The 25,238-nt window shown below is 69.7% G+C and carries 15 protein-coding genes; 12 read left to right on the forward strand and 3 right to left on the reverse strand.

The genetic code is table 11. From position 1 onward, the window contains the following. Positions 1–259: 259 nt before the first annotated feature. The gene (locus GQF42_RS32505) at positions 260–3,529 is read left to right on the forward strand and encodes a GH92 family glycosyl hydrolase (RefSeq protein ID WP_158925858.1); all 3,270 of its coding nucleotides are present in this window, start codon (positions 260–262) and stop codon (positions 3,527–3,529) included. Positions 3,530–3,591: 62 nt separating this feature from the next. Here the strand turns inward: GQF42_RS32505 and GQF42_RS32510 are convergent, their stop codons facing one another. Continuing rightward, positions 3,592–7,395, reverse strand: a complete 3,804-nt coding sequence (locus tag GQF42_RS32510) for a GH92 family glycosyl hydrolase (RefSeq protein WP_233273523.1) — start codon at positions 7,393–7,395, stop codon at positions 3,592–3,594. 352 nt (positions 7,396–7,747) lie between these two features. Between GQF42_RS32510 and ngcE the strand changes: the two genes are divergently transcribed. From ngcE to GQF42_RS32555, 9 genes are all read left to right on the forward strand, one after another. Continuing rightward, the gene (gene ngcE, locus GQF42_RS32515) at positions 7,748–9,193 is read left to right on the forward strand and encodes an N-acetylglucosamine/diacetylchitobiose ABC transporter substrate-binding protein (protein WP_158925860.1); all 1,446 of its coding nucleotides are present in this window, start codon (positions 7,748–7,750) and stop codon (positions 9,191–9,193) included. A 29-nt stretch (positions 9,194–9,222) separates the two neighbouring features. Further along, positions 9,223–10,149, forward strand: coding sequence for a carbohydrate ABC transporter permease (locus GQF42_RS32520; RefSeq protein ID WP_158925861.1), 927 nt, complete (start codon positions 9,223–9,225; stop codon positions 10,147–10,149). A 3-nt stretch (positions 10,150–10,152) separates the two neighbouring features. After that, positions 10,153–11,076 (forward strand): carbohydrate ABC transporter permease, encoded by a 924-nt coding sequence (locus tag GQF42_RS32525; RefSeq protein ID WP_158925863.1) that lies wholly within the window; start codon positions 10,153–10,155, stop codon positions 11,074–11,076. A gap of 204 nt (positions 11,077–11,280) precedes the next feature. Beyond that, positions 11,281–12,480: an ROK family transcriptional regulator gene (locus GQF42_RS32530; protein WP_158925865.1), complete on the forward strand. Its 1,200-nt coding sequence runs from the start codon at positions 11,281–11,283 to the stop codon at positions 12,478–12,480. Positions 12,481–12,613: 133 nt separating this feature from the next. Next, positions 12,614–13,717 (forward strand): substrate-binding domain-containing protein, encoded by a 1,104-nt coding sequence (locus GQF42_RS32535; RefSeq protein ID WP_199273118.1) that lies wholly within the window; start codon positions 12,614–12,616, stop codon positions 13,715–13,717. 212 nt (positions 13,718–13,929) lie between these two features. Beyond that, entirely contained in the window at positions 13,930–14,721 is a 792-nt protein-coding gene (locus tag GQF42_RS32540) for an ATP-binding cassette domain-containing protein (RefSeq protein ID WP_199272878.1), read from the forward strand. Further along, the gene (locus GQF42_RS32545) at positions 14,718–16,028 is read left to right on the forward strand and encodes a sugar ABC transporter permease (protein ID WP_158925871.1); all 1,311 of its coding nucleotides are present in this window, start codon (positions 14,718–14,720) and stop codon (positions 16,026–16,028) included. Before GQF42_RS32540 ends, GQF42_RS32545 begins: the two co-directional genes overlap by 4 nt. Before the next feature lie 125 nt (positions 16,029–16,153). Continuing rightward, entirely contained in the window at positions 16,154–18,082 is a 1,929-nt protein-coding gene (gene dxs / locus GQF42_RS32550; protein ID WP_158925873.1) for a 1-deoxy-D-xylulose-5-phosphate synthase, read from the forward strand. Between the two features lie 162 nt (positions 18,083–18,244). After that, complete coding sequence (locus GQF42_RS32555) at positions 18,245–19,768, forward strand: amino acid permease (protein ID WP_158925875.1); 1,524 nt, start codon at positions 18,245–18,247, stop codon at positions 19,766–19,768. Positions 19,769–20,077: 309 nt separating this feature from the next. Here the strand turns inward: GQF42_RS32555 and GQF42_RS32560 are convergent, their stop codons facing one another. Together GQF42_RS32560 and GQF42_RS32565 are read right to left on the reverse strand one after the other, a co-directional pair. Then, complete coding sequence (locus GQF42_RS32560) at positions 20,078–20,491, reverse strand: PIN domain-containing protein (RefSeq protein WP_158925878.1); 414 nt, start codon at positions 20,489–20,491, stop codon at positions 20,078–20,080. A gap of 13 nt (positions 20,492–20,504) precedes the next feature. After that, positions 20,505–21,479 carry a hypothetical protein gene (locus tag GQF42_RS32565; protein WP_158925880.1) on the reverse strand — a complete coding sequence of 325 codons (975 nt, stop codon included), beginning with the start codon at positions 21,477–21,479 and terminating at the stop codon, positions 20,505–20,507. A gap of 20 nt (positions 21,480–21,499) precedes the next feature. Between GQF42_RS32565 and GQF42_RS32570 the strand changes: the two genes are divergently transcribed. Both GQF42_RS32570 and GQF42_RS32575 read left to right on the forward strand, forming a co-directional pair. Beyond that, the gene (locus GQF42_RS32570) at positions 21,500–22,720 is read left to right on the forward strand and encodes a CapA family protein (RefSeq protein ID WP_233273524.1); all 1,221 of its coding nucleotides are present in this window, start codon (positions 21,500–21,502) and stop codon (positions 22,718–22,720) included. Between the two features lie 237 nt (positions 22,721–22,957). Continuing rightward, positions 22,958–25,237, forward strand: a complete 2,280-nt coding sequence (locus GQF42_RS32575) for a HAMP domain-containing protein (RefSeq protein ID WP_158925882.1) — start codon at positions 22,958–22,960, stop codon at positions 25,235–25,237. Position 25,238 lies beyond the last annotated feature (1 nt).

A 25,238-nucleotide genomic window follows, 5' to 3' on the forward strand; every position in this document is an offset into this window, starting at 1 on the left:
GCGTACCCGCCCGGGTGGTGCCGGCTTGTGGGATCGACGGAAATCCTGCTCGCGACAACGTTGTCTATGACCCGTCCATGGCTCTACCGGCCCAACCGGCAACGCCGTCAACCCACTTGAGGTAGCCCGACCGGGTGATCGAAGAGGGCGTTTGCGGGGCGCACGCGGCCTTCCGTGGTACGGGTGGCGCACGTTACCGTCCCTGCGGCCTGTGCGACCTGTGGTGCGCGCCCCGACCGCATGGAGGAAGGGCCGCGTCATGCGCCTGAGACCCACGTCCCTGCTGTTGGCCGTGCTCCTTGCGGCCGGCGGCCTCGCCACCCTCGCCCGCGCGGCCGATCCCGCGCCCGCGGGCCTCGTGAAGGACCCGACGTCATACGTCGATCCGCTGATCGGCACCAGGAACGGCGGCGACGTCTTCCCGGGCGCCGTCGTGCCCCTCGGGATGCTCTCCTGGAGCCCGGAGAACACCCTCGGCGACGCCACCAGGACCGCCGCGCCCGGCGGCTACCAGTACGACACCACCCGCATCCGGGGCTTCAGCCTCACCCACATGTCCGGCACCGGCTGCGCAGGCGGCAGCGGCGACATCCCCTTCTTCCCGTACGCCGGCAGGGTCACCTCCTCGCCGGCCGGCGACACCCCGGACGCCGTCTACGCCTCGGACTTCGCCCACGGCGACGAGACCGCCGAACCCGGGCACTACAAGGTCGCCATGGCCTCCGCAGTCACGGCCGACCTCACCGCCACCGCGCACACCGGCTCGGCCCGCTTCACCTTCCCGGCCGGCAAGCCCGCCTCGCTGCTGGTGCGCACCGCCAACTCCGAGGTGGGATCGCAGGACTCCACCGTGAGGATCGACCCGAGGACCCGCACCGTCTCCGGCTCGGTCACCTCCGGCGGCTTCTGCGGCCACCTCGACCCCGAAGGCCGGCGCGCCTACTACACCCTGTACTTCACCGCCCACTTCGACCGCGCCTTCCGGAGCGTGGGCACCTGGCGGGACGACAGGCTGAACTCCGGGTCCCTGACCGCGTCCGGCGGCACCGGCGGCTTCGCGCACGGCGGACGGCCCGTCGCGGGCAGGGGCGCCGGCGGTTACGTCGAGTTCGCACCCGGCGCCGGGCCGGTCGGTGTCAAGGTCGGCATCTCCTACGTCAGCCGGCAGTCCGCCGAGGCCAACCTCGCCGCCGAGAACCCACCGGACCGCTCCTTCGACGCGACCGCGTCCGCCGCCCGCCGGGCCTGGCGCGAACGGCTGGGGGCCCTGCGCGTCGCGGGCGGCACGGACGCCGACCGCACCACCTTCTACACCGCGCTGTACCACGCGCTGCTCCACCCGAACGTGATCAGCGATGCCGACGGCAGGTACCGCGGCAGCGACGGCCGGGTGCACCGGGTCGGTCACGGCCACCGCGCCCAGTACGGCACCTTCTCCGGCTGGGACGTCTACCGCGACCAGGTGCAGATGCTCACCCTCCTCGACCCGCGCACCGGATCCGACATCGCCCAGTCGCTGTACGAGCTGGCCCGGCAGCACGGCGGGGTCTGGGACCGCTGGCTGCACGGCGCGAGCGGCACGCACGTCATGAACGGCGACCCCTCGCCGACCGCGCTGGCCGGCATCCACGCCTTCGGCGGCACCGACTTCGATCTGCGCGGCGCGCTGGACTCGCTCGTGCGGGCGGCCACCGTGCCGACCGAGCAGGACCTCTCCCCGGCGGGCAGGCCGGTGCTGTCCGCCGGCCAGCGGCCCTCGCTCGACAAGTACCTGAAGCTGCACTACATGCCGAGCGCCTCCAACGCCTGGGGCGGCGCCGCCGAGACCCTGGAGATGTCCATGGCCGACTTCTCGCTCTCACGGCTCGCCGCGGCGGCAGGGGAGAAGGACGTACAGGCCGCCTTCGCCCGCCGCGCCCAGTGGTGGCAGAACACCTTCGACGTGGCCGCCGACCGGGGCGGCGGCTACATCGCCAACCGCAGGGCCGACGGCAGCTGGGTCACCGGTTTCACCCCCGACACCGGCAGCGGCTTCGTGGAGGGTACGGCGGCCCAGTACACCTGGATGGTCCCGCACGATCCCGCCGGGCTCTTCGCCGCGCTCGGCGGCAGACAGCGGGCGCTCGCCCGGCTGGACGACTTCTTCCACACGGCCGACGGCGGCTGGGCCCTCACCGGCGCCGGCGGCACCAAGTCGGAGCTGGACAACGAGCCGTCGATCAACGTGCCCTACCTGTACGACTACGCGGGCGCGCCGTACCGGACCCAGCGGACGGTGCGGGCCGCAATGCGGCAGCTGTGGTCGGCCGGGCCGGGCGGCATCCCCGGCAACGACGACCTCGGCGCGATGTCGTCCTGGTACGTCTTCTCGGCTCTCGGCATGTACCCACAGGTACCTTCCCGGGCCGAACTGGTCCTGGCGTCACCGCTGTTCGAGCGGATCGAGATCCACCGCCCGCAGGGCAACGACATCTCCGTCCGCGCGGCCGGCGCCGCCGCCGGCGCGCCGTACGTCCGCTCCCTGAAGCTCAACGGCCTTGTCCACGACCGGCCTTGGCTCCCGGCCTCCTTCGTCCGGGACGGCGGCCGCCTCGACTACACCCTGTCCACCACCCCGGACCCCGGCTGGGGGACCGGCGGCGCGCCGCCGTCCTTCCGTGAGGGCGAGCAGCCGTACCAGCTCGGTGTCGGCCCCACCACGGCCGTGCTCGCGCCCGGGGGCAGGACGAAGGTCGGCATCCGGGCGCTGTCGATGACCGGCGCCACCGGGCCCGAGGCGCGCTTCACGGTGCGGGTCCCGGCCGGCGTCACGGCCACGCCGGCCGAGGGCGCGGTCACCGGCGGCGCCCGGGAGATCACCCTGACCGCAGCGAAAGACGTCCCGCAGGGCTTCGCCGACGTCCAGGTCACGGTGGTCTCGGGCGGCACCTCCTCCCGGCAGCCGGTCACGCTGGCCGTGGCCGCCCCGGGCACCCTTCTCGCCGCCTACGACCACAGCGGCATCTCCGACGACACCGGCGAGCGCGACGAGGCCGACTACGACGGCGGCGGCCGGAGCTACTCCCGCCAGGCCCTTGCGGCGGCCGGTCTCACCGGGGGCGTCCAGGGTGCGGTCGGCGGCCTGGCCTTCGTCTGGCCCGACTCGCCCGACGGCCGCCCGGACAACGCCTCGGCCGCCGGTCAGACCATCCAACTTCCCACTCCTGTACGCCGGTTGCGGTTCATCGGCAGCGCGGTCGACGGCGACCGGCGGTCCACGGCGACCGTCACCTGCACCGACGGCACGACCGTCACCGCCGACCTGTCCTTCACCGACTGGACCGTCGGCGGAGGAGGGGGCCGCGTCCAGTACGGCAACGAGGTCGTGGCGAAGACGGCGTACCGCAATGCCGCGGGTGCCGGCAAGGACCCGGTGGCGGCCTACGTCTTCGCCACCAGGCCGTTCACGGCCCCGCACGGGAAGACCGTCGCGAGCGTCCGGCTCCCGCACGACGCCGGTCTGCACGTGTTCGCCCTGGCCACCGGCTGAACGGACACGGCAGAAGGGGGGGCGGACCCGAATGGGCCCCCCTGCCGGGTGCCGCGCCCCCGTCAGGCCAGCAGCTCCACCTCCGCCAGCGTCGACGCACGGTCCAGCACCAGCCGGTACCTGGTGTACGTGCCCGGTGTGGCGATGGTGAACGCCCGGGTCTGGCGGTCCCAGGCGAACGTCTCGCCGGAGCGGTGGTCCAGGGTCTTCCACGTGGTGCCGTCCGTGGAGCCCTCGAGGGTCCAGCCGGTCGGCGCCAAGGTGTGGTCGGCCGGGGAGGTCAGCGTGTACTGGACCGGCGCCACGGCATGGTCGACCGGAAGGTCCACCGAGGTGACCGTGGCCTGAGTCGCCGAGGTGTTGTCGAACAGCGGCCCGTCACCCTTGAGTACGTCCGCCCGGGGTGCGGGCGCCTTGTCGTCCTGGGTGATCGAGACCGGTGCCGCGTTCTTGCCGGTGCCCCATGCCGACGGCTTGGCGCCCATGAAGAACTGCAGCACCCCGCCCTTGGACAGCAGCGAGTGCGGCAGCGAAGTGGACGTCCAGGGGCGGCCGTTGAAGGTCACGCCCTGGATGTACACGTTCTTCGCGCTGTTCTGCGGCGCCTTGACCACCAGGTCACGGCCGTTCTCCAGATGCACGGTGACCTGCTTGAACAGCGGGGAACCGATGGAGTAGTCGCCGCTGCCCATGACGAGCGGATAGAAGCCGAGCGCGGAGAAGAGGTACCAGCCCGACTGCTCGCCGTTGTCCTCGTCGCCGTGGTAGCCCTGCCCGATCTCGCTGCCGACGTAGAGCCGGGAGAGGATCTCGCGGACCGTCGCCTGGGTCTTCCAGGGCTGGCCGGCCGCGTCGTACATGTACGGGATGTGGTGCGCGGGCTGGTTGGACTGGCCGAGCATGCCCATGCGGACATCACGCGCCTCGGTCATCTCGTGGATGACACCGCCGTAGGAGCCGACGAAGTCCGGGGAGGCCGTCTCCGGCGTGGCGAAGAACGTGTCCAGCTTGTCCGCGAGGCCCTGCCGGCCGCCGTAGAGGTTGGCCAGACCCCGGCTGTCCTGCGGGACGGTGAAGGCGTCGCCCCAGCCGTTGGTCTCCGTGTAGTCGTAACCCCACACGCGCGGGTCGTACTTCGACGCGTCCAGCCGCCAGTTGCCGGTGGCGTCGCGCCCCTGGAAGAACCCGATCCCGCGATCGAAGAGGTTCACATAGTCCCGGGCGCGGTTGAGGAAGTACACGGACTCCTCCTTGTAGTGCTTCTCACCGGTCTTCCTGTACAGCTCCTCGCCCATCCGTGCGATGCCGTAGTCGTTGACGTACCCCTCCATCGCCCAGGACAGGCCCTCGGTGGTGTCGGTGCTGGTGTAGCCGAGGAACGGCGAGGTGGTCATGCCCTTGCGGCCCACGCCCGACATCGGCGGGACCACGGTCGCGTTCTTCAGGGCCGCCTGGTACGCGGCCTGCGCGTCGAACTTCACGCCCTTGACGTACGCGTCGGCGAACGCCACGTCCGAGGAGGTGCCGGTCATCAGGTCGGCGTAGCCGGGGGAGGACCAGCGGGAGGTCCAGCCGCCGTCCTTGTACTGCTGCACGAACCCGTCGATCATCTCGCCGGCCTGAGACGGTGTCAGGAACGAGTACGCCGGCCACGTGGTCCGGTAGGTGTCCCAGAAGCCGTTGTTGACGTACACCTTGCCGTCGACGATCTTCGCACCGGTGTGGGTCGGGGTGTCCTGGCTCTGCATGGGCGAGAACGGGGAGGCGTACTGGTCCTTCCCGGCCACCTTCTCGAACCCGGAGTTGGGGTACAGGTAGAGCCGGTACATGCTGGAGTACAGCGTGGTCAGCTGGTCCTCGCTCGCGCCCTGCACCTCGACCTTGCCGAGCAACTGGTCCCAGGCGCGCTGCGCCCGCTCCTCGACCGTGCCGAAGGAGGTGCCGTCCGGGATCTCCTGGCGCAGGTTGTCCTTCGCCTGGTCGATGCTGATCAGCGAGGTCGCCAGGCGCAGGGTGACGGTGTGGTCGGCGCCCGCGTCGAACCGCAGGTAGCCCTTGACGCCGCTCGCCGATCCGCCCGTCACCGGCTTGTCGAACGTGCCGTACACGAACAGCCGCGTCGCGCCCGCGGACAGACCCGACTTCACGTCCGAGTAGCCGGTGACGATCCCGTGCTCCTGGTCGAGGGTCAGACCCGCCTGCTCGGTGACGTTGTCGAAGAGCACGCTCGCGGCGGCGCCGGGATAGGTGAAGCGCAGCACCGCGGCATGGTCGGTCGGGGCCATCTCCGCCTTGAGCCCGTTCTCGAACCGGACGCCGTAGTAGTACGGCCGCGCGGTCTCGTTCTCGTGCCTGAAGGGCAGCGCGCGCGCCTCGCGCCCGGTGTCGGGGATGCCGGCGGCAGCCGACGGCATCACCTGGAAGGTCTGCCGGTCACCCATCCACGGACTCGGCTCATGGCTCGCGCTGAACGCCTGGATCGTGGGCAGGTTGTCGTCGTTGTTCGCACGCGCGTATTCGTACAGCCAGCTCATCGAGGACGCGTTGGTCACCGGGGTCCAGAAGTTGAAGCCGTGCGGAAGCGCGGTCGCGGGGAAGTTGTTGCCGCGCGAGAAGCTGCCGCTGGAGTTGGTGCCCCGGGTGGTCAGCGCGTAGTCCGACAGGTGTGCCTTGGGCTTCTCGGGCGCCACCGGCTTGATCGCCACGTCGTCGATCCAGCCCCGGAACTTCGCCGGCCCGTCGGGGGAGTCGTACGCCACCAGGATCCGGTCGACCGTCCGGCCGGCCGCCACCGAGCCGATCCTCGAGGCGACGTTGTTCCACTGGTTGACGTAGAGCGACTTCGATGCGCCCTGTCCGCGCGGCGACAGCGGGAAGCCGTGCTGGTCCAGCGCGCCCAGGTCGCTCAGATACGTGCCGTCGGTGAAGGCCAGGTCCACGGAGACGTTCGTGGCGTCGTAGTCCCGGTCGCCGTCCGCCATCGACGGGAAGATGCGGTACGACAGCCGGGTGTCGGCGCCGACCTTCACGTTCACGTCGAAGACCTTGTTGTACGAGTACGCCCGGCCGCCCGCCGTGTGGCGGCCGGCGTAGCGCAGCGCTCTCTTTCCGGTGAACCCGGCCCGTGCCTTGGCCGTCGGCGATCCGGTCGGGCCCCGGTCGACCAGCGTCAGCATGTCCTGCGGCACCGGCCCGCCCCCGCCGCCGGTGGAGAACTGCACGTCGGCCAGCTGGAGGATGTCCGAGGCGCCGTTGTTCTTCGTGACCTCCAGCCGGAAGTGCTGGTACTCGGCCGGCTGGGCCAGGTCGTACGACTTCGTCTGGAAGCGCTGGGAGAAGCTCTCGTCCGAGCGGGTGTCGACGCTCTTCCAGTCCTTGCCGTCGGTGGAGCCGAGCAGGGTCCAGTCCCTCGGGTCGCGCTCGGCGAGGTCGTTGGCCGAGGTGAGCGCGTACGTCACCAGCTTGATGGGCTTGTCGAGGTCGAACTCCACCCAGCCGGTGGGCTCGAAGGTCAGCCACTTGGTGCCGGGTTCGCCGTCGACCAGGTTCTCCTTCACCTCGCCGGCACCCGTGTTCTCGCCGCTCGCGCGGACGTCGGTGACATGGTCGGTGACATTGCCGGGGATACCGGTGGTGTAGCCCCCGTCGACGCCCGAGGCGCGCTTGGTGCCGTCGGGGCCGGTGTCGACGGTGTCGGTCCAGTCCGGCGCCGGGTCACCCGTCTCGAACGAGGATGCGAACTCCCGGGCGGCGGCCGGAGCCTTGGCGGGCAGGGCGACCGCGGAGCCCTGTCCGCCGACGGCCATGACAAAGGCGGCCGTGAGGACGGCCGCCGGACCCCATCTGTGACGAGTTCTCCGCTGCATCTACGGATTCCCCTCCTGCGCCCGCACCGGACAACGTTGTCAACTTCCCGGGCGCAGGAACCAGTAGGTCGTCAAGTGGCGCATGATGTCAAGGGTGTTGGGTGTGGCATTCAGGGGCTTATGTCGCGAAATCTTCTGTCGAGCCGCCCGCAGGGCGCTCACATTTCCTCGAGGTCTCAACTCGGAAAAGACCCATCGGGAACCCTGCTTTCGATCTTGCTCAGGCAGCCGAAAGTGGACTATACCTGTCGGCACTTCCAGCACAACCCTGCACCACCCAGCTTGACCCGACAGCGGTGCCGGGGAGGATCCGGTTCACCGCCTGAGTCCTGGAGAAGGCGAGGACTTGAGCATGGGATCCACCTCGAACAACAGTGCCGAAGGCGTCGGCCGTCGTGATCTGATCAAGCGGTCCGCCGCGCTCGGCCTGGTCGCGGCCCCGGGCATGGGCCTGCTGTCCGCCTGTGCGAGCAGTGGCGGAGGCGGCCAGAAGAAGGACAAGGCGGGGAAGAAGACCGCCAAGAACCCGCTCGGCGTCAACGACACCGCCAAGATGGAATTCGTCCTCTTCGACGGCGGTTTCGGCCAGGAGTACGCCCAGGACGCGGTGAAGATCTATCAGAAGGACTTCCCCAAGGCCACGGTGAAGTTCTCCGCCACCCAGAAGATCCAGTCCACCCTGCAGCCCCGCTTCAACCAGGGCAACCCGCCGGACCTCATCGACAACTCCGGTGCCGAGCAGATGGACATGGGCGTGCTCGTCGGCAAGAACCAGTTGACCGACCTCACTCCGCTGCTGGACGCGCCGTCGTACGACGACCCCGGCAAGAAGGTCCGCGACACCCTGCGCCCCGGCATCGTGGAGATGGGCCAGTTCGACGGCAACCCGGTATGGATCATGTACTACGCCTACACGGTGTACGGCGTCTGGTACTCGCAAAAGGCCCTGGACTCGCTCGACGCCGAATACCCCAAGACGTGGGACGAGATGCTCGCGGTCTGCGAGAAGGCCAAGAAGAAGGGCATGGCGGGCTGGACGTACGCGGGCAAGTACCCGTACTACCTCCCCTTCTCGCTCTACCCGATGATCGGCAAGGTCGGTGGCCGTGAGGTGCTCGACGCCATCGACAACCTGGAGCCGAACGCCTGGAAGCACCCGGCCGTCAAGGCCTGTTTCGAGGCGTACTACGAGCTGTACAAGAAGGGCTACGTCCTCAAGGGCACCCCGGGCCTGGACCACATCCAGTCCCAGACCGCCTGGGCCAAGGGCGAGGCGCTGTTCATCCCGAACGGCTCCTGGGTGGAGAACGAGTCGGCCAACGTCATCCCCAAGGACTTCAATCTCGCCGTGTCCGCGCCGTCCGGCATCGACGCTTCCGACAAGCTGCCCTTCGGCACCATCTGGGCCTCCGGCGGCGAGCCCTTCATCGTGCCGGCCAAGGCGGCCAACCCCGAGGGCGGCATGGAGCAGCTGCGCATCATGCTCTCCGAGGCGTCGTCGAAGAACTTCACGGCCAAGGTGAAGTCGCTGACCGCCTACAACGGCGGCACCACCGGCATCACGCTCACGCCGGGGCTGAAGTCGGGTGTGGCGGCGCTGCAGCTGGCCGGGTCCAACGTGGTGAACCCGCGGCTTCAGGACTGGTATGTGCAGCTGCAGAAGGAGAAGATCGGCGTGGCCGGTCTCGGCGAGATGATGGCCGGCCGGCTCACCCCGGCCGAAGCCGTCAAGAAGATCCAGGGATTCGCCGACGAAGCGGCCAAGGACACCACCATCAAGCACTACAAGCACCAGTAGACAGCACCCCTGACCACACCGGAGTGGCGATGCAGCACGGCAAGTACCGGTTCATTGTGGGGTTTCTGGCATTGCCCCTGGGACTGTACGCGCTCTTCGTGGTATGGCCGTTCATCCAGTCCATTTACTACTCGTTCACGGACTGGACCGGCCTGAGCCCCGAATTCAAGATGGTCGGCTTCGACAACTACACGAGGATGATCCACGACGACATCTTCTGGAAGTCGCTGGAGCACAGTCTGCTGTTCGCCCTGGTGCTGCCACTGGTGACGATCAGTCTGGCGCTGTTCTTCGCCTTCATGATCAATGTGGGTGGACGCCGGAGGAGGGGCGGCCCCGCGATCTCGGGTGTGCGGGGCTCGTCCTTCTACAAGATCGTCTATTTCTTCCCGCAGGTGCTGTCCATCGCGATCGTCGCGCTGCTGTTCGCCTTCGCGTACAACCCGGACAGCGGCGCGATCAACTCGATCCTGCGGGGCATCGGCCTCGGCAGCGTCCAGCCGCTGTGGCTGGGCGATCCGAGCCTGGCGCTGTGGTGCGTGATGGCCGTGCTCGTCTGGTCCACGGTCGGCTTCTTCGTGGTCCTGTTCTCGGCGGGCATGGCCTCCATCCCCACCGAGCTGTACGAGTCGGCGCTGCTCGACGGTGCCGGCCGGGCCGCCACCTTCTTCCGGATCACCCTGCCGCTGCTGTGGGACACCGTGCAGTCCGGCTGGGTCTACATGGGCATCCTCGCGCTCGGCGCCGAGTCGTTCGCGGTCGTACAGATCATGACGACCGGACCGGGCGGGCCCGACTACTCGACCACAGTGCTGGTCCTGTACGTGTACCAGAAGGCGTTCCGGGACGGTCAGGCCGCCTACGCCACCACGATCGGTGTCGCCCTGCTCGTCGTCACGCTCGCCTTCGCGGCGATCGTGATGCGGCTGGGCCGTCGCGAGCGGCTGGAGTTCTGACAGATGAAGACGACCGAGACCCCCGCACCGCTGCCGGCCGAGTCCGGCGCGACCGTCTCCAAGATCGACGTACCGGTCCCGGGGCCCGCCGGAAAGAAGAGGGAGGGCGGTGTCCTCAACGTCTTCTCGCACGGCGTGCTGATCATCTGGGCGATCATGGTGGTCACGCCGCTGCTGTGGGCGGTGATGACGTCCTTCAAGTCCGACAGCTCCATCTTCTCCTCGCCCTGGTCGCTCCCGGACCACCTGCACTTCGACAACTGGTCGCGGGCCTGGACCCAGGCCAACATGAGCGACTACTTCCTCAACACCGTCCTGGTGGTCGGCGGCTCGCTCATCGGCACCCTGGTCCTCGGCTCCATGGCGGCCTATGTCCTCGCCCGCTTCGACTTCCCGGGCAACCGCTTCATCTACTACCTGTTCGTCGGCGGCATGAGCTTCCCGATCATGCTCGCGCTGGTCCCGCTGTTCTACGTCGTGAACAACATGGGGCTGCTGAACACGATCCACGGCCTGATCCTGGTCTACATCGCGTATTCGCTTCCGTTCACGGTCTTCTTCCTGACCGCTTTCTTCCGCACCCTGCCCACCTCGGTGGCGGAGGCGGCCTTCGTGGACGGCGCTTCGCACACGCGCACGTTCTTCCAGATCATGCTGCCCATGGCCAAGCCGGGCCTGATCAGCGTCGGCATCTTCAACTTCCTGGGCCAGTGGAACCAGTACATGCTGCCCACGGTCCTCAACACCGACCCCGACAAGAAGGTCCTCACCCAGGGCCTGGTCCAGCTGGCGGTCAGCCAGGGCTACAAGGGCGACTGGTCCGGCCTCTTCGCGGGTCTGGTGATGGCGATGCTGCCGGTGCTCGGGGCGTACATCGTCTTCCAGCGCCAGGTCGTCCAGGGCCTGACGGCGGGGGCGCTGAAGTAGTACTCCGACCTGTCGGGGTGACACCCCGTGACCGTCCGTGCGCACGCCGCTTCCGGCTTCCGGGGGCGGCGTGCGCCGCTGTGTGGAGAACCCCGATACGGTTCAACCTCTTGACGTAAGTCGCCCCGAACGGCTCAGCTTAGAGTTCACTAGTTGGACATACGCGGGGCCTCGCCGAAGCGGCCCCGCGCTCAGGAGGTCGTCGTGGAGACTCCAGGGTCGCAGTCGTCGCTGCACCGAGCCAACCTGGAGCGGGTCGTACGGGCCGTGCGCCTGGCCGGGTCCCTCACGCAGGCGGAGATCGCGCGGACGACCGGTCTGTCCGCCGCGACCGTCTCCAACATCGTGCGGGAGCTGAAGGACGGCGGAACCGTCGAGGTCACGCCCACGTCGGCGGGCGGCAGGCGGGCCCGCAGCGTCAGCTTGAGCGGGGACGCCGGCATCGTGATCGGCGTCGACTTCGGGCACACCCACATGCGCGTCGCGATCGGGAACCTCGCCCATCAGGTGCTGGCCGAGGAGTCCGAGCCGCTGGACGTCGACGCCTCCGCCGCGCAGGGCTTCGACCGGGCCGAGCAGCTGGTCAGCCGCCTGATCGCGGCCACCGGGGTGAACCGCTCCAAGGTGGCGGGCGTGGGGCTCGGCGTGCCGGGCCCGATCGACGTCGAGTCGGGGACGCTGGGATCGACCTCGATCCTGCCGGGCTGGGGCGGCACCAAACCCGCCGAGGAGCTGCGCGAGCGGCTCGGCGTGCCCGTGCACGTGGACAACGACGCCAACCTCGGTGCCCTCGGTGAGCTGGTCTGGGGCAGCGGAAAGGGCGTGCGCGACCTCGCCTACATCAAGGTCGCGAGCGGTGTCGGCGCCGGTCTGGTGATCGACGGGAAGATCTACCGCGGCCCGGGCGGCACAGCGGGTGAAATCGGGCACATCACCCTCGACGAGTCCGGCCCGGTCTGCCGCTGCGGCAACCGCGGCTGCCTGGAGACCTTCGCGGCCGCGCGGTACGTGCTGCCGCTGCTCCAGCCCAGCCACGGCGCCGACCTCACGCTCGAGGGTGTCGTACGGCTGGCCAGGGAGGGTGACCCGGGTTGCCGTCGGGTGATCGCCGACGTCGGCCGCCACATCGGCAGCGGCGTGGCCAATCTCTGCAATCTGCTCAATCCCAGCCGGGTGGTCCTCGGCGGTGATCTCGCCGAGGCCGGTGAGCTGGTGCTCGGGCCGATCAGGGAGTCCGTGGGGCGCTATGCCATCCCCAGCGCGGCACGCCAACTGTCCGTGCTTCCAGGGGCACTTGGCGGCCGTGCGGAGGTGCTCGGGGCGCTCGCCCTCGCGCTCAGCGAGATGGGCGATTCAACCCTTTTGGACGGGTCCGTTCCCGCGGCCACCCCTGTCTTCACTTAGATAACGGATGGCACCGTTGCCATCTCGTTAAGGATTTACTTCTTGACGTCGAACCAACGGCCGAGTTGACTTCCAGCCACCTCGGCCGCAACGACGCGGCCTCGTCAGGGAGGTTTCTGAAGTGAACGCACGTATGCGTCGTGCCGCCTTTGTCGTTGCCGCCGGTGCGATGGCTGTCTCGCTGGCCGCGTGTGGCAGCGCCAAGGAGTCGAAGGGCGGGGGCTCTTCCTCCTCGTCGTCCGCCAAGAAGGGCGACAACATCAAGGTCGGACTGCTCCTTCCGGAGAACAAGACCGCGCGTTACGAGAAGTTCGACCGGCCGCTGATCGAGAAGAAGATCAAGGAGCTGACGAACGGCAAGGCGACCATCGACTACAACAACGCCCGCCAGGACGCGAACCTGCAGGCCCAGCAGGTCGACACCATGATCACCAACAAGGTGGACGTCCTGATCGTGGACGCGGTGGACGCCAAGGCCATCCAGAACTCCGTGCAGAAGGCCGTGGACGCGGGCATCAAGGTCGTCGCCTACGACCGTCTCGCCGAGGGCCCGATCAGCGCCTACACCTCCTTCGACAACGAAGAGGTCGGCAAGACGCAGGGCCAGGCCCTGCTGAAGGCGCTGGGCAGCAAGGCCACCAAGTCCTCCAAGATCGTCATGGTCAACGGCTCCGTCACCGACCCGAACGCCGCCCAGTTCAAGAAGGGTGCCCACGAGGTCCTCGACGGCAAGGTCACGATCGCCAAGGAGTACGACACCAAGGAGTGGTCGCCGGACAACGCCAACTCCGAGATGGAGGCGGCGATCTCCGCGGTCGGCAAGAACAACATCGCGGGTGTCTACTCCGCCAACGACGGCATGGCCGGCGGTATCATCACCGCCCTCAGCGCCGCCGGCGTCAAGGTCCCGGTCACCGGCCAGGACGCCGAGCTGGCCGGTGTGCAGCGCATCGTCGCCGGTTCGCAGTACATGAGCGTCTTCAAGTCGTACCCGCAGGAGGCGAACGTCGCCGCGGAGATGGCCGTCGCGCTCGCCCAGGGCAAGCCGCTGGACTCCATCGCCAAGGACAAGGTCTCCAGCACCTCCCAGAAGGACGTCCCCTCGGTCCTCGTCCCGGTCGTCTCGCTGACCCAGGACAACATCAAGGACACGGTCATCAAGCAGGGCTACTACACCGTCGCCGACATCTGCACCGCCGACTACAAGGCGGCCTGCGACAAGCTCGGCCTCAAGTAAGCGACGTCAAGTCCCTTCCCGCACACGGGTGTTCGTCCTTGAATGCCCTTAGGGAAGCCGACTGAACGCCGCCAAGGCTCCTCCGGCGTCCCGCGATCACACAGCCCCGCAAGCTCGGCGCGGGGCGCCGGACGGAATTCCCCCCAGGGTTGCTCCCGACCCACCCACCCAGATTTCTGCACAACCTCCCGCCGGGTCAGGCGGCGAAGGAGATGGTTCACGTGTCCGCTACGCCCGTGCTGGCGTTGCGCGGGGTCTCCAAGCGGTTCGGTGCCGTTCAGGCGCTCACCGACGTAGAGCTTGAGGTCCACGCCGGTGAGGTGGTCGCCCTGGTGGGCGACAACGGCGCCGGAAAGTCCACGCTGGTCAAGACGATCGCCGGCGTCCACCCGATCGACGAGGGTGCCATCGAGTGGGACGGCAACGCCGTCACCATCAGCAGGCCGCACGACGCCCAGGCCCTGGGCATCGCGACGGTCTACCAGGACCTTGCGCTGTGCGACAACATCGACGTCGTCGGCAACCTGTTCCTCGGCCGTGAGCTGAAGAAGTGGGGCGTCCTGGACGAGGTCGAGATGGAGCGCCGCTCCCGCGAGCTGCTCACCACGCTGTCGATCCGCATCCCCAGCGTCCGCATCCCGATCGCCTCGCTCTCCGGCGGTCAGCGCCAGACCGTGGCCATCGCCCGCTCCATGCTCGGCGAGCCCAAGCTGGTGATCCTCGACGAGCCCACCGCCGCCCTCGGCGTCGAGCAGACCGCCCAGGTCCTCGACCTCGTGGAGCGGCTGCGTGAGCGTGGCCTCGCCGTCATTCTCATCAGCCACAACATGGCGGACGTGAAGGCGGTGGCCGACAAGGTCGCCGTTCTGCGCCTCGGCCGCAACAACGGCGTCTTCGAGGTCAAGACGACCTCGCAGGAGGAGATCATCTCCGCCATCACCGGCGCCACCGACAACGCCGTGACCCGCCGTGCGGCGCGCACGACCGGGGAGGTTTCCCAGTGAGCATCGACAAGACCTCCGCGAGCGCCGACAAGGCCCCGGCGCCGGACGCGCCCGCCGTGGAGAACCCCGAGGCCGCGGCCGCAGCGGTCACCGCGGTCGACCCGCGCCTGCTGGTGCAGCAAGAGGGCCTGCTCGGCTACTGGCACGAGTTCAAGCGGAAGATGAAGGCCGGTGAGCTGGGTTCCCTCCCGGTCATCCTGGGCCTCGCGATCATCTGCATCATCTTCCAGGTCCTGAACTCCAACTTCCTGTCCGCGCAGAACATCAACGACATCACGATCACGATGGTCGGCACGGGCATGATCTCGGTCGGCATCGTCTTCGTGCTGCTGCTCGGCGAGATCGACCTGTCCGTCGGCTCGGTCAGCGGCGCGGCCAGCGCCCTCGCCGGTGTCCTCGCGGTCAACCAGGGCTGGCCCGAGTGGACGGCCGTGCTCATCGCGTTGGCCGCCGGTGTCGCCATCGGCGCGCTGCACGGCTTCTTCTTCGCGGTCCTCGGAGCCCCCGCCTTCGCCGTCACCCTGGCCGGACTGCTGTTCTGGCTGGGCTTCATGCTGAAGGTGCTCGGCGCCGACGGCACGATCAACCTCGACCCGAACGGCCTGGTCGGCAAGCTGACCACGTACTACTTCTCGGACGTGGCCGCCGCCTACGGACTGGCCGTCGTCGTGGTCGGCGTGTTCTTCCTCACCTCCTTCCTGAGCAACCGGCGCCGGGAGGCCGCGGGCGTGCCGGCCCGGCCGCTCAGCGACACGATCCTGCGCACGGCGCTGCTGGCCGTGATCTCCTTCGCCGCGGCCTACATGTACAACCAGTACAAGGGTCTGCCGCTGGCCACGGTGATCTTCGTCTTCTTCCTGGTCGCCACGGACTTCGTGCTGCGGCGCACGTCGTACGGCCGCAAGATCTTCGCGCTCGGCGGCAGCGTGGAGGCTTCGCGCCGTGCGGGTATCAACGTCACCGCGGTGCGGATCTCCGTCTTCGCCATCTCCGGCGGTTTCGCGGCGATCGGCGGTCTGTTCCTGGCATCGAAGATCGCGTCGGCGAACCAGAGCGCCGGCACCGGTGACCTGCTGATGAACGCCATCGCGGCGGCCGTCATCGGTGGTACGTCGCTCTTCGGCGGCCGGGGTCGTACCTGGAACGCGCTGCTCGGTGTGCTGGTGATCGTCTCGATCCAGTACGGGCTCCAGCTGGAGTCCATCGCGGAGCCGGTGAAGTACATGATCACCGCCGCGGTTCTGCTCACCACCGTGGTGATCGACTCCATCACCCGCAAGACGCAGAAGACGGCCGGTCGTGCATAGCAAGAAGTAGGAACAGTTGCCCGGTGCCTGAAAGGTGCCGGGCGCTGTCGTGTTGTGCAAAGTCAGAACATTAGACTCGGGCGAGCCCGGCAAAGCTCGATCAGCTCTACTGCAAGGAGGCACGGGTGCCGCTGCTGACCCGCATCAGGGGACCGCGCGATCTGGACCGGCTCAGCCTGGAGGAGCTGGACCAGCTGGCACAGGAGATCCGGACCTTCCTCGTCGACGCGGTCTCCAAGACCGGCGGCCACCTCGGCCCCAACCTGGGCGTGGTCGAGCTCACCATCGCCCTGCACCGCGTCTTCGACTCCCCCAGGGACAAGGTCCTGTGGGACACGGGCCACCAGTCGTACGTGCACAAGCTGCTCACCGGCCGGCAGGACTTCTCCAGGCTGAAGATGAAGGGCGGCCTGTCGGGCTACCCCGCGCAGGCCGAGTCCGAGCACGACGTCATCGAGAACAGCCACGCCTCCACGGTCCTCGGCTGGGCCGACGGCATCGCCAAGGCCAACCAGCTCAAGCGGCGCGACAGCCATGTCGTGGCCGTCATCGGTGACGGTGCGCTCACCGGCGGTATGGCCTGGGAGGCGCTGAACAACATCGCCGACGCCAAGGACCGCCCGCTGGTCATCGTCGTCAACGACAACGAACGGTCGTACGCGCCCACCATCGGCGGCCTCGCCAACCACCTGGCCACGCTGCGCACGACGGACGGCTACGAGCGGTTCCTCGCCCGCGGGAAGGACCTGCTGGAGCGGACCCCCGTCGTCGGCAGGCCGCTGTACGAGACCCTGCACGGCGCGAAGAAGGGGCTGAAGGACTTCATCGCCCCGCAGGGCATGTTCGAGGACCTGGGCCTGAAGTACGTCGGCCCGATCGACGGCCACGACATCGAGGCGCTGGAGTCGGCGCTGGCCCGGGCCAAACGGTTCGGCGGCCCGGTGATCGTGCACTGCCTGACCGAGAAGGGCCGCGGCTACCAGCCCGCCCTGCAGGACGAGGCCGACCGCTTCCACGGCATCGGACCCATCCACCCCGACACCGGCCTGCCGATCAAGGCCTCCGGCGCCGACTGGACCTCCGTCTTCGGTGACGAGATGGTCGAGCTGGGCAAGGAGCGCGACGACATCGTGGCGATCACGGCGGCCATGCTCCAGCCGGTCGGCCTGAAGAAGTTCGCCGACACCTTCCCGGACCGGATCTACGACGTCGGCATCGCCGAGCAGCACGGCGCCGTCTCCGCCGCGGGCCTGGCGTACGCCGGACTGCACCCCGTCTTCGCCGTGTACGCCACCTTCCTCAACCGCGCCTTCGACCAGGTCCTCATGGACGTGGCCCTGCACAAGTGCGGGGTCACCTTCGTGCTGGACCGGGCCGGCGTCACCGGAACGGACGGTGCCTCCCACAACGGCATGTGGGACATGTCGATCCTCCAGGTGGTGCCCGGCCTCAGGCTGGCCGCGCCGCGCGACGCCGAGCAGGTGCGCGCCCAGCTCAGGGAGGCCGTCGCCGTGGACGACGCGCCGACCGTGGTCCGCTTCTCCAAGGGTGCCGTCGGGCCTGCCGTACCCGCCGTGGGCCGGATCGGCGCCATGGACGTGCTGCGCGAGCCCGGCGCCGACAAGCCGGACGTGCTGCTGGTCTCGGTGGGCGCGCTCGCCCCGATGTGCCTGGAGATCGCGGCCCTGCTCGACAAGCAGGGCATCTCCACCACCGTGGTCGACCCGCGCTGGGTCAAGCCCGTCGACGAGGCCATGGCCCCGTTGGCCGAGCGGCACCGGGTCGTCGTCACCGTCGAGGACAACAGCCGGGTCGGCGGTGTCGGCTCCGCCGTCGCCCAGGCCCTGCGCGACGCGGGTGTCGATGTGCCGCTGCGTGACTTCGGTATTCCGCCCCGCTTCCTCGACCACGCCTCCCGCGGCGAGGTGCTCACCGAGATCGGCCTGACCGCCCCGGACATCGCCCGTCAGGTCACCGGGCTGGTCTCCAAGCTGGACGGCCGCTTCGACCGTACGGCCGCAGAGGTGGACTCGGTGGAGCCCGCCCGCGACTGACCGGAACGCGCCCCCACGGGCCGGTTCCGCCACTTCCTGCGGTGGCGGAACCGGCCCGTGTGCGTGAACCTGCCCGTACCGGGGCATACGCGTCCTGGCCCTCCCGGTCGGCCGGCCGTGCCCGGCCTTGTCGGGAAACCCACAAGCGTGGGAGGTAGGCACGTGAGCAGCGCGCTGTTCAGGACGAAGAACGTCGAGCAGTCCATCGAGGACACCGAGGAGCCGGAGCACTCGCTCAAGAAGTCCCTCTCCGCGCTCGACCTGACCGTCTTCGGCGTCGGGGTCATCATCGGCACCGGCATCTTCGTCCTCACCGGGCAGGTCGCCAAGAACAACGCCGGCCCGGCGGTGTCCCTGGCCTTCGTGGTGGCCGGCGTGGTCTGCGGGCTCGCCGCTCTGTGCTACGCCGAGTTCGCGTCCACGGTCCCCGTGGCGGGCTCGGCGTACACGTTCAGTTACGCCTCCCTGGGCGAGCTGCCCGCCTGGATCATCGGCTGGGACCTCGTCCTGGAGTTCGCCCTCGGCACGGCGGTGGTGGCGGTCGGCTGGTCCGGCTACATCCGCTCGCTGCTGGACAACGCGGGCTGGCATCTGCCGGACTACCTCTCCGGCCGGGACAACGCGACCGGCTTCGGCTTCGACATCCTCGCCGCCGCCCTGGTGCTGGTGCTCACCGGCATCCTCGTCCTGGGCATGAAACTGTCCGCCCGGATCACCTCGCTCGTCGTCGCGATCAAGGTGATCGTCGTGCTCATCGTGATCGTCGCCGGTGCCTTCTTCATCAACGCCGCCAACTACAAACCGTTCATCCCGCCGGCCCAGCCGGTACCGGCCGGCGGCAATCTCAAAGCCCCGCTCATCCAGCTGATGTTCGGCTGGGCACCGGCCAACTTCGGCGTGCTCGGCATCTTCACGGCCGCCTCGGTGGTGTTCTTCGCCTTCATCGGCTTCGACATCGTGGCCACGGCCGCCGAGGAGACCCGCAACCCGCAGCGGGACATGCCGCGCGGCATCCTCGGCTCACTGCTCATCTGCACCGTGCTCTACGTGGCCGTCTCCGTCGTCGTCACCGGCATGCAGAAGTACTCCCAGCTGTCCGTGGAGGCCCCGCTCGCCGACGCCTTCAAGGCCATCGGGCACCCCTGGTACGCGGGCGTGATCAGCTTCGGCGCGGCCGTCGGCCTGACGACGGTCTGCATGATCCTGCTGCTCGGCCAGACCCGCGTCTTCTTCGCGATGAGCCGCGACGGCCTGCTGCCGCGCTTCTTCTCCCACGTCCACCCGCGCTTCAGGACCCCGCACCGGCCGACCGTCCTGCTCGGCGTGGTCATCGCGATCGTCGCCGGTTTCACCAGCCTGAGCGAGCTGGCCGAGCTGGTGAACATCGGCACGCTCTTCGCGTTCGTCGTCGTCGCGATCAGCGTGGTCATCCTGCGCCGCACCCGCCCGGACCTGCCCCGCGCCTTCCGCACCCCGTGGGTCCCGGTCATCCCCGTCCTGTCCGTGTGCGCCTCGCTGTGGCTGATGCTCAACCTGCCCGCCGAGACCTGGCTGCGCTTCGCCATCTGGATGGTGATCGGGTTCGTCGTCTACTTCTTCTACGGCCGCACGCACAGCCGGCTGGCGCTGCGTGAGCAGGCCCGGGCCGGGGAGACCCCGGAGCCGCCCGCAGGGAACGCGCCCTAGGCCCGGGACCGGCAGGAGGCCGCCTGCCGGTCCGCGCGGCCGCACCCGGGCCGAGGCTCGGTCCAGGCTGAGCACGGCACTGTCGTCGCGGCCGGCCAGGGCCGAAGTCGGGCCGGCGGGAGGGGCGGGTGCGGTCGGAGGGCCACGGGTGCCGGTGCGTGGAGGGTGATGGCCGCCGGTGCGGTCACCGCGCCGGCCGGGCCCGCGGCCGGCGGCGATGCGGCCGCAGCCGGGGCCGACAGCAGCACCATGTACCGAGGCCTCACCGAGCCGGTCCCGGTGACGGCGTGCGGTTGCCTCAGCGGTGCCTCAGCCCAGCACCGTGCGTGGTCCGGTGACCTCGGCGCCCAGCTCGGACACCCTGCGGCGCAGTTCGCGGTCGGCCGTCACGACCAGGCAGGGGCGGGTGCCGGCTGCCGCGGCGAGTTCCACGATGCGGTCGTCGCCGCTGCCGGGTGCCTCGTCGACGCGCACACCGGGTACGGAGGCCGGACCCCGGGCCGCGCCTTCGAGGACGAGGACCAGTTCCACCGGCCCGGACAGGCCGGTCACGCCGGATCGCGCGTACGGCACCAGCCGGTCGCGCAGGCGTACGGCAGCGGCGCGGCGGTCGCGCCACCAGCCGTCGGGCACGGATCCGACGACGTTCGCGCCGTCGACGATGAGGAGCGGCAGCGGAAGGGGCGCACCCGCCGCGTCGGGCGCGCCGGTGGTGTCCGTCATACCGACAACGGTCTCAGCTCTTCGCCGGTGTCCGCACCCAGCCCCGAGTGATGTCGTCGATCGCGGCGACCGCGCGCTCGGCGGGCGGGCCGCCGGAGCGGACCGTGGGGGAGAACTCGATGTGCAGGAACGGCACGTCGTCGGCGTCGGCGGCCCGGCCCTGCATGTTCGTACGGCCCTCCAGGGGGCATGAGCGTGCCCAGGCCGGGCACACCCGGAAGCCGTGGGACCGGAGGGCGGTGGCCAGGGTGCTGCCCTCCGGGCGTCCCTGTGTTCCGGCGCCGGTGGAGGCGACCGCGTCGTAGCCGGGGGCGGAGGCGGCGGCGAAGCCGTGCAGCTGGATGCCGGGCAGCCCTCGGCGGGCCAGCTCGGCACAGATGGTGTGAAAAACGGTGTCCCGGCGGTGCGCCACGTCCGCGGAATTGCCGATCCCTGCTTTGCGATGTGCTCCCGCGATGACGAGGACGCCACCGGGCGAGCCGCGCAGCACCCGCACCCCCAACTGCTCGGTGCCCCGGTCGAAGACGGGGTGCGGGACCTGTACGGACCAGCTCGGGCGGTGGTCCAGATCGAGGTAGACCCGGCCCCAGCCGCGTGGGGTCACGGTGGTGTCGGTGCGGTCGGCCACCTCGGCGTAGCGGCGGCCGGTGGGTGTGTCGATGACGGTTCGCACCGTGAAATCCCGCTCTGCCAGCCGTTGTCGGGCTTGCTCGCGGCGGCCGTCGAGCAGCAGGCCGATCGCCGCGGCGATGTCCTCGCGGTCGGCCCGGCCGGGCCGCCGGTAGCCGTGGTCGGGGCCGAAACGGCTTGTGTAGTCCGCCACCACGCGCGCCAGGTCGACCTGTGCGGCACTCTTGGGGGAGGGTCGGCCGGCCGTGTCCCGGGCGTCGCCCGGCGTACGCAGCAGGGCGGTCAGGCCGACGGCGATACCGGCCATGACCAGCAAGCCGATTGCGATCGTGAAGGCTCGTGAGCGAGGGGCTCTCATGGTTGTATCAAGATATCCCGGTGAACAGACGCCGTAGCCGGACCCTGCTGTCCCTGCTGACCCCGCTCCCCCTCCTCGCCGCCGTCTCCGGCTGTGGTCTCCTCTCGGACGACGCCGCAGGCCGGGGCGGCGGGCGTTCCTTCACCGTCGCGGCCGCCGGTGACATCCTGATGCACCCCGAACTGGTCGACCAGGCGCGCAAGGACGCGAAGCGCACCGGCAAGGGGGTGAACGGGCTGGACTTCGGGCCGATGATGGCCGGCATCGAGCCGGTGATCAGCAAGGCCGACCTGGCGATCTGTCACTTCGAGCCGGTGATGGGCCCGGCGAACGGCCCCTTCGAGGGCTTCCCCGACTTCCAGGTGCCACCGCAGCAGGCGAAGACGATCAAGGACATTGGCTACGGCACCTGTTCCACCGCCTCCAACCACACCCTCGACCACGGGTACGAGGGCGTGAAGCGCACCCTGGACACGCTGGACGCCGCCGGCCTGAAGCACACGGGCTCGGCCCGGACCCGGCAGGAGGCGCTCACCCCGCTGGTCATGGACGTCAAGGGCGTCAAGGTTGCGCAGATCTCGTTCGCCTACGGCTTCAACGAGCCGCACCCGCTGCCCAAGGACAAGCCGTGGCTCGCCAACCAGCAGGACCTGGGCCGGATCAAGGCCGCCGAGCAGCGCGCCCGCAAGGCCGGTGCCGAGGTGGTGATCCTGTCCCTGCACTGGGGTCGCGAACACCACCCGGAGCCGTCGTCCTCGCAGCTCTCCTTCGCCCGGCAGATCGCCCGCAACACCGGCATCAACCTGGTCATCGGTCATCATGCGCACGTAGTGGAGCCGATGGAAAAGGTCGACGGGACCTGGGTGGCGTACGGCCTCGGCAACCAGATCGCCCGGCACGAGGTGCCGACGGGGCTGACCGAGGAGGGCGTGATCGCCTGGTTCACCTTCACCGAGCACGGCAAGGGGCAGTGGGAGGTCCAGCCGCGCTACGAGCCGACGCTGCTGACGATCCCGCCGGACGCGGAGAACGTCCGCGACGGCGGCACCGCCGCCTACACCGACGACGACGTACGGGACTACCGCCTGCTGGACGTGCCGGCGGCGCTGCGCGACGACCACGGTCTGACGCAGGCCCAGCGGGCCCGGCTGCGCCTGGCCTTCGAGCGTACCGAGGGCACCCTGCTGAACCGGGGCGCGGCCGCGGACGGCCTCAAACCCCTCACCTCCCTGCCCGAATAGGTGTCCAGGGCGGCATCTGTCCCCTGTGGCAGGGCTGCGTCTGTCCGCACTGGTCCGACGGTTGATCGATGTTGCCCAGATCACGTCAGACTTACTGCAACTTAACCTCTCCCTTACATGTCTGAGGTTTCCGGGCGCGTTCTTACCTTCGGCGCCCGGACTTCGCATGCATGAGAGGACCGTCCTTTGGCGTCATCGCCCCCGGCGCGCCACCACCGGGCCCGCCGACGAGCCGATATGTCGCTGATCGGTGGCATCCGCCCGCCGATCGCGGTCCTTTCGGCCCTCCTGCTGACGCTCGCCGCCGTCACGGCACTCGTGCTGGGCCGCGTCGACGACACCGGGGTGCCCAAGGCGGTCCTTACCTCCCAGCAGCACTTCGCGGAGGACGGCGCCGTCGCGCTGCGCGCCTCCATCGACGAGTCCGTCACCGACGTCACCCGCTCCGCCGCCCTGTTCAGCGCCGGGCAGCCGGTCTCCGGCGACGCCGTCCTCGACAAGCTCGGCAGCACCTACCAGAAATGGATGGGCACCGCCGTGGTCGAGGTCCGCACCGGCAAGCTGGTCGCGGCCCGCGGCGAGACGGTGCCGCTGACCGACGTGGACCTCGCCTCCCTCAGCGGCGCGGACGGGCTGGCCCCGCGCATGGTCCGGCAGAAGAACGGCGAGGCACGGCTGCTCTCCTTCGGCCTGCTCACCTGGCCGGACAAGCCGCAGCTGCTGCTGGTGGCCTCCAGGAACCTGAAATTCCCCGGCATCAGCCTCGGCCAGTTCCGCTCCATCGCCGTGGTCGACTCCTCCGGCGCGATCCTCAGCAGCGACGGCATCGCCGAGCCCGAGTCGGCGAGCAACAGCATCGACCGTCAGGACATCACCGCCTCCCGCAAACAGCTCAAGGACTTTGCCCAGCGGACCGCCCGCCTGGCGCAGCGCGATCCCCGCAGCAGCAAGGAGCCCGGCACCGGCGGCGGCTACCAGGGCGTCAGCGGCAGCCTGCTCGGCGGGATGCTGCTGAGCGACCGGTCCGTCGCCGGATACGCCACGCCGGCCGCGCCCGACCCCGGCGAGAACACCACCGCCTCCGGGCTCGGCCTGTCCGTGGTCGCCATGGTCAAGGTGACCGAGGAGTCCGCCGCCCGCGCCCAGTCGCCGGTGTTCGGCCTGCTGGCGGGCGGCGCGCTGCTCGTCGTCGGCGCCCTGGCGGTGGCCGTGCTGCTCGGCACCGTGCAGCGCCCGCTGATCCGGCTGTTCCTGGAGTCCCGCCGGCTCACCCGGGGCGATCTGACCCGGCCCGTCACCGTCCCCGGCTACGGCGAGGCGCACCGGATCGGCGGCGCCCTGGAACGGCTGCGCCGCCAACTGCTGGGCGAGCCCGCCGACGCCACCGGTCCGGCCCGGCGCCCGAGCGGTGCGCGCCGGGTGGGCACCCGCGCCCTCCTCGCGGTCTGCGCGGTGCTGCTGCTGGCCTGGTCCGCCCCGCTGATGCTGCTGGTCAACCGGGCCGACAGCACCGCCGTCGTCCCCCGGCAGCTCGTCAACGACCAGCGCGAACGCACCGACACGCTCAGCGACCGGGTACGCCGCGCGCTCAACGAGGGCGACGCCGACCTGCAGTCGGTCGCCTCCCTGATCGGCGACAAGACCGCACCCGAGGCCATGCGGAGCGTTCTGGCCCGTACCTACAACGAGAACAGGCGCTACCGCTCGCTCTACGTGGTCGACTCCTCCGGCGCGATCCAGGCCCGTGAGGGCAAGAGCCCCAAGGTGATCCAGAAGAACCGTGTGTCGGACAAGCCCCTGCGGCTGCTGGGCCATGGCGGCAAGGAGCCGGTGGTTGTCGCCGCCGCCGAGATCCCCGGCCGCGACGGAGCCCAGCTGGTCGGCGAGTTCCGTGTCGAGTTCCTCAACGCCCTGCTGACCCGGCCGGGGCTCGGAGTGGTGCGGCTCGTGGACGACCGGAGCCGGATCATCGCCGGCAACACCGGCTTCCTCGCCTTCCGGCCGCTGCCCGACGAGCACCTCAAGGACCTGGTCGAGGCCAGCGCCCAGCGGCTCGGGAAGAAGCCGCGGCCGGCCGGCGTGCTCTACCGCGAGCACGGGGTCCGGATCGCCGCCGCCGCGCCGTTCTCCGGCAGCGGATCGGCCGAGTCGCTCGGCTGGAGCGTGGTCAGCTGGCAGCCGGTCGACCACCTGGCCATCCCCGAGTACGACTCCCAGAACCGCACCGTCCTCGCCGGTCTGCTCGGCGCCGCCGCGGCCGCCGCCTGCCTGGGCTGGCTGCACATCGTGGTGGCCCGGCCGCTGCGCACCCTGGCCGAGCGGGCCGAGGCACTGGCCGGCGGAGACCGCAGGACCGTGCTCTTCCCACAGCACCACGACGAGGTCGGAGCCGTCACCCGCTCCCTGGAACTCATCCGCCAGCAGCTCCAGGACCAGCGCGCCCGGCAACCCCGCCACACCCCGCCCCCGCGGCACACTCCTCAGCCGTACACGCCCGAGCAGTACACAAGGAACTGAT

Source organism: Streptomyces broussonetiae, assembly GCF_009796285.1.
In the GTDB taxonomy this organism is placed as follows: domain Bacteria; phylum Actinomycetota; class Actinomycetes; order Streptomycetales; family Streptomycetaceae; genus Streptomyces; species Streptomyces broussonetiae.